The organism is Nostoc sp. NMS4 (assembly GCF_017115095.1).
Lineage (GTDB): Bacteria > Cyanobacteriota > Cyanobacteriia > Cyanobacteriales > Nostocaceae > Nostoc.
This window is the reverse complement of the sequence record NZ_JABXKI010000111.1, coordinates 18,186-29,477: the sequence shown is the minus strand read 5'-3', so window position 1 is coordinate 29,477 and position 11,292 is coordinate 18,186. Positions and strand designations below refer to the sequence as shown.

The window sequence follows — 11,292 nt, the reverse complement described above, 5'->3', positions numbered from 1 at the left end:
TGAATGTATAAGTGTTAACATCACCTTTTTTTACAATCGAATCGCTGACAACATTCGGTGTGGTATTAGTACCAAAACTTAGGGTTGTGGTAGGTGTATTAGAATTAATGATGCGGAATTTATAATCAATCGGAGTGTTGCCATCCGTTCCTTGACTACCTCCACCTTGTATAACCAGAGTGTAAGTATCTGTTTTAGATAAGGTTAGTTCAAAGTCATTTGCCAGCACAGTCGCAGCAACACGATTATTTCCAGAGTCATAAATATACCAATAACCTGCTGCACCTAAGAGCGAGTTCATGTAAAGATGCTGTCCGACAGTGCCATTAAACTGGTATAATTGCGTTGAGGAGCCGGGAGTGAGCGTGCCATTGATATCAGTATCTAAGTTAATTGGCGTTGCTTGAGCGACATCCAGCATACTAAAGCTGTAAGCTCCTGTATTTCCCCCTATAGCATCAATCACCAGCTTGTAAGTACCATTTTCGTTTAAGGTAAAGGGGAAAACATCGCCATAGTTGAGGTAGTAGTTATCTAAGTACTTGATACCACTAGGACTGTAGAGAGTGGCTGTATCTGTGTAATACCCACCATCTTTGAGTATATCAAAATCTATTCGTTGCCCTGCTGTCCCAGTGAAGGTGTAAATATCTTGCTCACCCTTCTTAACAATGTTACCATTCACAATGTTCGGTGTGATATTGTTCCCAACACTCAACGTTCCATTAACCGTTTGAGCATCAACAATTTGGAAAGTATAAGGAACACTGTCGCTAAATGCTGCTTTGCCACGCAGCGCTAAAATGTAAAGACCGTCGCTTGGCAGTACTGTTTCAACATCACTCCAACCAGATTGCCAAATCACCTGATTGTCTCCACCATAGACAACCCAATCAAGACTTGTGTTGCTGCTAATACTATTGAAGTACAAACGCTGCCCTTGAGTAGCAGAAAAATGATATAGCTTATCCTTAGTACCTGGGTTTAGCCGATCGCTAATGTTTTGGTCAAAGTTGACTGCACTCGTTTGTTCAAGGTCTATTAAACTAAAACCATAGTTACCTGTAAGATCCCCATTCTTTTTTACAATCAGATGGTAATTTCCATTTTCGGTGATGTTAAACGGCCCGCTAAAACTAGCATCGGAATTAACAATTAATCGATTGCTAGGGCTGTAAACCTGTATTTTCCAATCGTAAGTATTACCATTGAAATTGAGTCCGTCAAAGTACATTCGCTGTCCCGACACCGCACTAAAGGTATATTTGTCTACCTCACCGGGAGTGCTAATCTGAGCCAGAACAGTGTCACCAAGTGTTGATACTGGCTGTGGAGTCCATTTCACCTGCCCAGTTATCGGGTCTACAGTCATGCCATCTGGCCCAATAATCAAGTTGTAAGTTAAAGGGTCTTGATCTGGGTCAACTGAAGAGGAATTGTAAATATAGGGCTGGTTAACGGCTGCATCAACTACAGGGTCTGTAACGAAGCTGGGCGGACGGTTGGGGGTAGTATCACTTAGCACCGCTAAGATATATTTTTGCTCTGTTATCCCCCCATGACCATCATTTACTTGCAGATAAACTGTTTGGTTGCCAATATCAGCAGTTGTTGTACTCCAAGTAATTGACCCAGTTGTAGGATTGATAGTCATATCATTGGGTGCAACCAAGAGTTTGTATGTCAAGCTATCGCCGTTGGGGTCGGTTGCACTGACATCGTAACGATAAGGCTTACCTGCAATTACTTCTATTTCTGGCTTGGTCTGAATCACAGGTGGCTGGTTCAACTGAGACAGCACTTGCAAATCGTAAGTGAACTGTACCTGATTTGGGTTAAAAAATACTAAGCTACGATTACCAGTCAATCCATTTGGATCGAGTTTTCCACCTGCAACTAAGTTGGAAAAGTTATAGTAGGGAATACCTTCGGGTGTAAAGCCATCAGGATTGCGTACAACAACAGTCGGGTCGCTGATGTGATTAACAGCAACTATCATTGGAGCATCAACACTATAAGAGCCAATGTTGTGTATTGCAATGTCTGCATATAGTAAGTGGGTATCTGCATTAAAGCTAGTGCGGTGATAATCTGCACTGAAACTTTGAGAGACATCTGTCAAGTTGTTGAAGTTAGGCGATGTCGTAGTGTTTGCAGATAGCTGCGTACCAAAACCCGACTGTAAAGGAGGTTGTGTATTAGCTGGTGCAGTTTGCAGAGCAAATTCGGTAATGCTGACATTGGTAGTAGTATCGGTGTCATTGTTTACCAGACGGAAAATGAGAGTGGCATTACCTGGTTTAACGCCTGTCAAATTCAAGCTCACAGTCTGGTCAGTACTGTTATAATTAGCACCCGCGCCCAATGCGACATTTTCCCCTTCTGTCAGATTGAAGAAAGCATCTCTACCAGATGCGATGGTGTGTACTAGAGAGTTCCCATTAGCATCAACTAAGGCCACCTCAAAGGCATCGTTAATAGCATCAGGATCGGAAATATCAAAACTCTTATCAATCTTGAAGCTGAGGATAGAAGGCGTTGCTGGAATGATTAGAGGTAGATTACGAGTTGCTGTAAAGTCAGTTTCTTCAGTCAAACTAATTTGACTGCCGAGAATAATATTTTGTATAGTGTTAAGTCCGCCTCCATCTTTTACCGTAAATGCAATATTAAATAAACCCAGTTGATTTTCATTCGAGGTGCCTGTTAAGGCAGCAGTGCCATCGCCGTTATCGGTAAAGATTAACCAACTGGGAACTCCAGTCGCAGTGATAATGCGGGTATCACCAGCATCCGGATCAATGGTAGTGATATTATAAGTATAAGTACTACCAGATTCAATAGTTGTAATAATAGGCGTACTAGTAAAGCTGGGAGCTTCATTAACATTGGTTACATTAACTGTAATTTCTTGAGTAGTGCTTAGACCTTGAGCGTCAGTGCTACGAACGACGATAGTATGCTGGCTCTGGTTCTCGTAATTTATAAGTGTATTATTAGCCACTTGTAAAGAATTGCCTACAATCTGGAATCGCCCCTGGGCATCATCTACCAGACTATAAGTATGGCTATCGCTTGTATCGGGGTCGATACTGCTCAATTCACCAATCACCGTACCATTAGGACTATTTTCAGCAATGCTGTTAGCCGTGAGGTTAATGGCAGTAGGAGCGCTAAAACGGTAGACGGTGGTTGTATAGGTGCGTTGGTTGCCTGCAATATCCGTTGCTTTGACGGTGAAGGAATTAACGCCTGCGACTAAAGAAACGTTAGTAAAGGTAAATTTGCCTGTATTATCAGCGCTAATGGTAGTATTTGTTGCAGCCAAGGAGACAGTCACACCAGGGTCAGTTAAACCTGTAAGTGTGACTGTATCGAATTTGGTTTTCTTGTCGCCAACTGTACCTGAATCCGATGCTGCATCTAAATTGAAGACTGGTTGAGTGACAGTAGTATCCAGCGTAAAAGTAAAGCTAAAGGCGTTTGAAGTGTTGCCAAATTCGTCAGATGCGATTAAGCGCAAGGTATGAGCGCCATCTGGCAAAGAACTACCGTATATTGCTTCGAGTTGTGTGCGGTTGAAGCTAAAGCTGCCGTCAGTGTTTAGTTGGGCAATAACATCAACAAAGTTGGCAGCGAGGGTGTTGTTAAATCCTGCCCGGAAACTGATAACTCGACTTATATCAGTAACTGTACCGTTAATTGCTGGGTCAGCAGTAATTTTATCACTATTAATTGTACCGCCTGGTGCAGTGTCGTTGCTTAGAACCGCAGCAATTACAGGGGCAATAGTATCATTATTAATTTTAATATTATAAGTAACTGTTGTGAGATTACCTGCAATATCGCTGGCAATCAGTGTTAGTACATGAGTACCATGACTCAGCCCAGTCAAATCTAATTGTTGGTTAAATCCTCCTGTAGCGTCAAAATCAACATTAATTTCCTCAAGGTTGTCAAAGCGATAGCGCAGCGATGCCACTGCGCTTCCCGTACCATTGACACTGCCAGTTAGATTGGCTCCTGTTGCAAGTGGTGCAGTATCCACAGGAGTGCTAAGAGTCAGTTGCGGTATTACTTTGTCAATAATTACTTGCAATGGTGCAGACTCATTGCTGACATTACCTGCAATATCAGTAGCAACCGCCGTGAGATTGTATGTACCGTCAGTGAGTTCGCTAGTGACAATTTGCCAAGTACCTGTGCTATCAGCTGTTGCAGTGCCTAAAACTTGCCCAGAGTGGAAAAGTTGAATTGTTGCCCCCACTTCAGCGTTACCTGTAATGGTGGGATTACTAACATTAGTAATATCGTCGCTGTTACTTACTCCTAGATCGCTATTTGGAGTCAGGTCTAGATTGCTAGGTGTAAGTGTGCTGGTATCCAGCGTAAAAGTATATTCAAAGGCAGGTGAAATGTTATCAAATTCATCTTTGGCTACCAAGTATAGAGTATGTACGCCATCAGTTAAAGTATTACCCAAAATGGTTTCTAGCTGAGTGCGATTGAGAGTAAAGCTGCTATCAGGTTGAATTTGGGCAGTAATATCGACATAGTTGGCAGCAAGCGTATCGTTCAACCCAACTCGCAATTCAACTACGCGATTGGCATCGGTGACAGTACCAACAATTGTCGGGTCAAAAGTAATCCGATCGCTATTGGTATTTCCTCCTTGAGCAGTGTCACGTATTAAGTTCGCGGTAATAATTGGAGCTTCGTAATCGAGATTAACGGTAACATTATACTGCTGGGTAGTAATGTTCCCCGCAATGTCTGTTGTAGTAATTGTCAAAACGCGATCGCCGTTGGCAATTCCTGTAAAGTCAAGCTGTTGGTTAAAACTACCATCAAGGTTGAAAAATAAAGGTATTGCGGCTTGATTGTCAAAGCTGTAGCTCAAAGCACTAATGCTACTACCTGTACCATTGGCACTGCCAACTAGACGCGCCCCTTGTTTTAATGGTGCTGTATCAACAGGAGTTGTTAAGGCCAGGGTAGGTGCAGTGCTATCAATGGTAATGTTTATTGCCGAGATGCTGCTGAGGTTCCCAGCAATGTCACTAGCAATAGCACTGAGATTGTACGTACCGTCAGCTAAGTTATTGGTAGTAATTTGCCATACACCATTAGCATTGACAGTTGCCTGACCGAGAATTTGTCCGCCATTGCTATTGACAAGTTGGACGGTTGCACCAGCTTCAGCGTTACCTGTAATGTTTGAGGATGGGTATTTGGTAATGTTATCAGTATTGCTCGTGCCGCTATCGTTACTAGCAGGCAGATCGAGATTGTTTGGTGCAGGTGTTGTTGTATCTAGTGTAAAGGTGAAGTTGTAAACCTCACTGAGGTTGCCAAATTCATCTTGGGCAACCAAGTGTAAGGTATGCACGCCGTCAGGGATAGAACTGCCGTAAATTGCTGTCAGTTGAGTGCGGTCAAAGCTAAAAGTCCCATCGCTATTTAGCTGGGATAAAACATTGACAAAATTGGCAACTTGTGTATTATCAAAACCTGCAAGGAATTCAACTACACGGCTAGTATCAACAATATTACCGCTAATTGCCGGGTCAAAAGTAATGCGATCGCTGTTAGTTGTATCGCTTGGGGCTGTATCATTTGTCAAAGCTGCGGTTATTACAGGTGCTGCTTCATCTAGCTGAACAGTGACGTTATATTGTGTCGTCAGTAAATTACCAGCTGCATCAATTGCCACAATCGTCAGAACGTGGCTAGCATTCCCAAGTCCAGTTAAATCTAGTTCCTGGTCAAAAGCCTCCGCAGTATTATAGGCAATAGGTATTTCACTTTGGTTATTGAAGCGATAGCTCAAGGAAATTACACTACTACCTGTACCATTAATGCTCCCTGTGATTTTATCTCCTTGTCGCAGGGGAGTTTGATCCAAAGGTTTATCGAGGGTCAGTTGTGGAAGCGCAGTATCAACAGTGACGACAAGAGATGTCAAAGAGGTGTTAGTATTTCCGGCGATGTCAGTAACAGCAGCACTTAAGGAATGTATCCCATCTGTCAATGAGGATGTAGTTATTTGCCAAGTCCCATCGGCACTGACAGTAGTTTGTCCGATTTGCTGTCCGTTGTTGAATAATTGTACAGATGCTCCAACTTCGGCAGTGCCAACAATTGTGGGAGTTGCATCGTTAGTGAGGCGATCGCTATTGTTAAATCCCGAATCGCTAGCTGTTGACAATTTTAAAGTCGGTGCAGGTGTGATACTATCCAAGGTAAAGGCAACGGCAAATACGCTAGAAGTATTGCTGTAGGAATCTGTCGCTTGCAAGTACAGTATGTGTTGGGCATCTGGCAAAGTTCCGCCATAGATTTGTTCTAATTGCGGGCGGCTAAAGCTAAAACTACCATCAGATTGCCTAGTAGATAAAACATTGACAAAGTTGGCAACATTTGTATTGTTGAAACCAGCCCGAAAGCTAACAACTTGGTTAACGTCGGTGACAGTACCCGTAATGCTGGGGTCAAAGGTAATTTTATCAGTATTGGTCGTGTTACCAGGGGCAGTATCTCGCACTAAGGTAGCGCTAATCACAGGTGCATCCTGATCAATAACTACCGTGACATGATATTGAGTTGTTTTGATATTACCTGCTGTATCAGTAGCGGTAATAGTTAGTGTATGCGCCCCATTAGCAAGTCCAGTCAAATTCAGAGACTGGTCAAATGCTCCTGTAGCATTATTAAATGGTACTGTAACTGACGCTAAGTTATCAAAGTGATAGCTCAATGCGGTTACAGCAGAACCAGTACCATCGACACGACCAGTTAATCTAGCTCCTGGAGTAAGAGGTGCAGTATCAACTGGGGTATTTAGCGTTAACAGAGGTAATGTGCTGTCAATCGCGATCGCAATCGGCGCACTCAAGTTGCTGACATTGCCAGCAATGTCAGTGGCGGTAGCAGTGAGATTATAAGTACCATCTGTAAGGTTGCTAGTAACAATTTGCCATACACCAGTATTATTAGCTGTTGCTTGACCAATTGTTTGCCCATTATTGAAGAGTTGAACAACTGCACCAGCTTCTGCATTACCTGTAATGGATGGTGTATTTTTATTTGTGATGTTGTCAGTATTACTAGAACCGCTATCATCAACGGTACGTAAATCTAAATTATTGGGGGAAGGTGTAGTTGTGTCGAGAGTGAATGTCAGATTAAAGGTATCAGAAAGGTTGCCATATAAGTCTTTGGCTTGTAAGTGCAGAGTGTAAATGCCGTCGCTTAGAGTGCCACCATTAATAGTTTCCAATTGAGAACGGGTAAAGCTAAGGCTGCCATCACTATTGCGTTGGGCAATCACGCTGATGTAGTTGGCAGATGGCGTATTATTGAAGCCGGCGCGAAACTCAAGTATGGGATTAGTGTCAGTAACAGTTCCCGTAATTGTAGGGTCAAAAGTAATAAAATCTTGATTTGTTTGTCCGAAGGGTGCAGTATCACGAGCTAAAGTAGCGCTAATTACAGGTGGGGTAATATCTGGCATCAATTCAGCGACACCAATCACAGTCGCTTGACCATTGAAAATGATATTTCCTTTAGCACTAATCGAACCATACAAGGTTGAACTGCCATTAAAAGTAAAGTTCTTAACACTCAAAAACAAACCACGGGTGTCAGATGCACCATTATAAGTGATATCTCCAGCAGATATTACCTTGAGATTGTCGGTAGTGTTCGTAGTTGTAGTAGCGCCGTTGAAGGTAATGTTGCCGCTACTGTTACCATTGGCAATTGTGGTGTAACCCGCAAATCTGGCTCCCGCGTTCATGTTTATGGAACTAGAAGCAAATACAGACAAATCGCGGGACTGGACATTGGACAAGTTAATATTGCCGTTATTAGCAATTAGCACTACATTATTAAAATTTTGACCATTACCGTTAAAGTTGATGTCTCCTTGGTCAACGGTAATGACATAGTTGCTTAAACTAACGTTGGCAGGAACGTTGAGTCCGCCACCTATGACTCTGACAACTTTCGGATTACTGGTAGTACCAGGAGGTGGAAACTTGTTTGTCCAATCGTTAGCATTGTTGATGGGGTTTTGGGAAATGTTAAAGGTGACAGTAGGAGTGCCTGCTGGTATTCTGCGGTTGAGTTCAACAAGTTTTATGTCTGCGTAAGCTGGCACGGTGATTGTTTGCTGTGCCACTACTTGCGGGGGAATTAAATTAGCATATTGGTTGTTCGTCCCGTTGATGGTGGTATATCCTGATGCAACAGTAACAGCTCTATCGATCAGAATTAGTTTGCCATTTGCATCCCGAATGGGGTTTCCCTGAGCATTTCTTTGTACGGGTAAGGTGGGATTGCCATTAATTGTAAATCCCTTCGCTGCGTAAATTAGGGCATCATCTGTGAGGTCTGTTGGGACACCATCAAAATCTCCGCCACCGTTGATGCTGATTGTACCATCTGTACGGATGGCGAAGGGGAGGGTCGAAGTCTGGCTGGTATTTTGTTGAGTTTGAACACTTAGAGGTGCAGAGGCAGAATTGGCGCTAATATTGGTCGTCGGGTTGCTGATGCCAAGTAGGGAAGCGTCGGATGTATTACCTGTGAGTGAATCTACGCTTTGAGTTGTGGCAGATTTTTGATTTTTATTGCTGGTTTTTAACAGGGGAGTCGTTTTGGCGACAACTGGTTGGGTAATTGATGGTCCGTTATCAAAAATCCCACTTGAAGGGGTGTAGTTGGCAATTTGATTTGGATTTGATTTTTGATTATCGCTAATAGTTGCAGGGTTATTGGAATCAGAGGGTTTTCCTAATTCAAAATTGATGGGATCAGAACTACTAGAAGAAGATTTCAGTGCCTTTTGTAATTCGGCTAAACCAGAATTATCATCTAGGGATGCACTTAAGGATGCACTTTCTAATAAAGATGGTGGCATTAAACCACCGTTGTTCACACCATTTTCAGGACTACCCATGACCTAACTCCTCACCAGTAGTAAATTGTTGATTATTTTTAGTTTTTAATTGTATTTAAAAAGGTTCAGCCAATTTTTAAGATTACGTCAATTAGTGCATTATCCACTAATTGACGTAATCCCAATATTGGCGACAATTACTCTGCCTATTATTAATATTTTTTGGAATATGTAGCAAAGATGAATCGGGCGAAAGTAGTTTAGGTGTTCACCTTTGTTGTTACAGTAGGCTAGTCGTTCTTGTGATCGTCAGAACTAAGTAGAGGCTGTTCTGCTCTTGTAGGATGTTGAACTATCCTCTACCTTTTGGATTAGGCTACTACACTGGCATTCATTGAGAATACATCTGGAACTACAGTTGTGTGAGCCGCAACTTGAGTGATAAACTTGCTATTGATAATATCTTGATAAGTTAATAAATCTGCTTGCCAATTATCAATAAGTTGGTGCAAATTTTTGAGGCGTTCTGGTACGGTTTCGCCAATTACTTGATAACTAAAACTGCCATTGAACAACACAATTGGAGTACTAGTTTCGTCTGGATTCCGTAATGCTGCTTCACTGACAGTGAGATAGAATGGGCAGCGCTCCAAAGTATAAACTAAGTTTAGTGTCGCTCGTACAGGTGCAGTCCCAACTTCTTGCCAAGGGCCAGGAGACAGTAGCATTTCAGCTAGATACTGACGGGCTGCATCTTGCTGTTGGTCAAAACTCATGTAGCTTCTGGGATTAAGACCTACAGCTTCGTATTCTACGTTTGGTAGTGTTTGGACATATTTTTTAGCAATGTCTGCAACTATGATTTCTGCGACTGCTTTACCTTCAATAGCTTCTATAAATATGACTCGCGTCGGTTCAGCTACTATAAGAACACCGTTAGTGAAGGCAACTTGAGATACGTTTTGGGTAGATATTGGTTGACCAGCCAATTCCCATTCTCTCGGAACTATACCACTATATTTGAGAAAATCTGGATTGAGAAGCGTGGGGTTATGATTTTTTGCAGCAATAATAATTCCGAACTCTTGGGTGATTAAGCTTTGACTCATGATGCTTTCCTAATAACTGTTACTGAAAATCCAAAAGTTTTTGCACCAATTGATTGTGACGTAGATTTGAAACCTCTTGGTGCATTATCCATTATGGACACTGGACAGGTTTTTTACGGTCACTTGTAACTTTATACTCTTGTTATCCAGATTTACACCAGCGAAATTATGCCTAAAATTGCTTCAACACTTACTTAAGTACTAACTAGATTAAGTATATTTTTTTGATAAAGTAGCTGATATAGCTAGGCAATTTAATTTTTAAAGGTTTTTCTAAGTATCTCTAAGTGTATGTAATAGCTATTCTTTTGTCCAATATAGGTGTACTTATCATTGTCATAAATAGAACCTACAATGCATGATGCGATAGGGAAATTATTACATAGGTTCCTCTACCCTAACTTTCCAGCACCCTATGGCTTACCTCTCTATTGGCAACCAGATAATTACCCAATCAGAAATTCCGCATCTACTGGCTGGTTTCCAAATGCTGCCGCAGTTATGCCGTTTGTTGGTGATTGAAACAGCGATCGCTCCATTTGAATTAACTATAGAAGAGAAAGCTATTGTCATAGAGCAATTCTACCAAAACAATCAACTGACAACACCAGAAGCCAGAGAAAAAGTATTAAAGCATTACAGCATGAGCCTTGAGCAACTAGAAGCCGTTGCTATGCGAGAACTGAAAATTGAGAAATTAAAGCAAGCAACTTGGGGGACAAAGCTAGAATCTTATTTTTTACAATGTAAGCCTCAGCTAGACAAAGTAATTTATTCCCTAATTCGCATATCCGATGCCGAAGTTGCCCAAGAACTCTACTTTCGCATCAAAGCAGGAGAACAGACATTTGCTGAATGTGCAAGTGTTTATTCACAAGGGGCAGAAGCCCAAACTCAAGGGATGCTAGGCCCCGTGACTATAAGTCAACCTCATCCAGCAATAGCACAGAAACTGACCATTTCCCAACCAGGACAGTTATGGCCACCGATGAAATTGTCCGAGTGGTTTGTGATTGTGCGACTCGAAAAGCTAATTCCGGCTCAATTAGATGATGCAATGCGCTCTACACTTTTGAATCATCTGTTTGAAACTTGGTTAGCCGAAGAAATCAGCAAAGCGCAATTGACCATACATGAAGAGGAGGGAGTCCGAGAGAGAGTGTGGGAGTCCGAGAGGGAATCCGGGAGGGAAAAATTGGGCGTTGCATAAATGCGGGATGAATTGGCGGTTGAAACCATTGAAAACTTCTCACAAATTGAGCGAAATTATCCCATGATTCA

General features: G+C 42.1%; 3 protein-coding genes. 1 reads left to right on the top strand and 2 read right to left on the bottom strand.

Annotated features, from left to right (window positions below; all coding sequences use genetic code 11):
• Positions 1 to 8,962 (bottom strand): Ig-like domain-containing protein (locus HWQ37_RS08245; protein ID WP_292745723.1); only part of this gene is annotated, 8,962 nt, incomplete at its 3' end.
• A gap of 311 nt (positions 8,963 to 9,273) precedes the next feature.
• The gene (locus HWQ37_RS08240; RefSeq protein WP_292745721.1) at positions 9,274 to 10,011 is read right to left on the bottom strand and encodes a hypothetical protein; all 738 of its coding nucleotides are present in this window, start codon (positions 10,009 to 10,011) and stop codon (positions 9,274 to 9,276) included.
• 415 nt (positions 10,012 to 10,426) lie between these two features.
• Here HWQ37_RS08240 and HWQ37_RS08235 point away from each other — a divergent pair, with 415 nt between their 5' ends.
• Entirely contained in the window at positions 10,427 to 11,221 is a 795-nt protein-coding gene (locus tag HWQ37_RS08235; protein ID WP_292745719.1) for a peptidylprolyl isomerase, read from the top strand.
• Positions 11,222 to 11,292 lie beyond the last annotated feature (71 nt).

What these genes read in the sequence shown, in the direction of transcription:
- HWQ37_RS08240 (WP_292745721.1), bottom strand. Translation starts at nt 10,011, where the DNA reads ATGAGTCAAAGCTTAATCACCCAAGAGTTCGGAATTATTATTGCTGCA.
- HWQ37_RS08235 (WP_292745719.1), top strand. Translation starts at nt 10,427, where the DNA reads ATGGCTTACCTCTCTATTGGCAACCAGATAATTACCCAATCAGAAATT.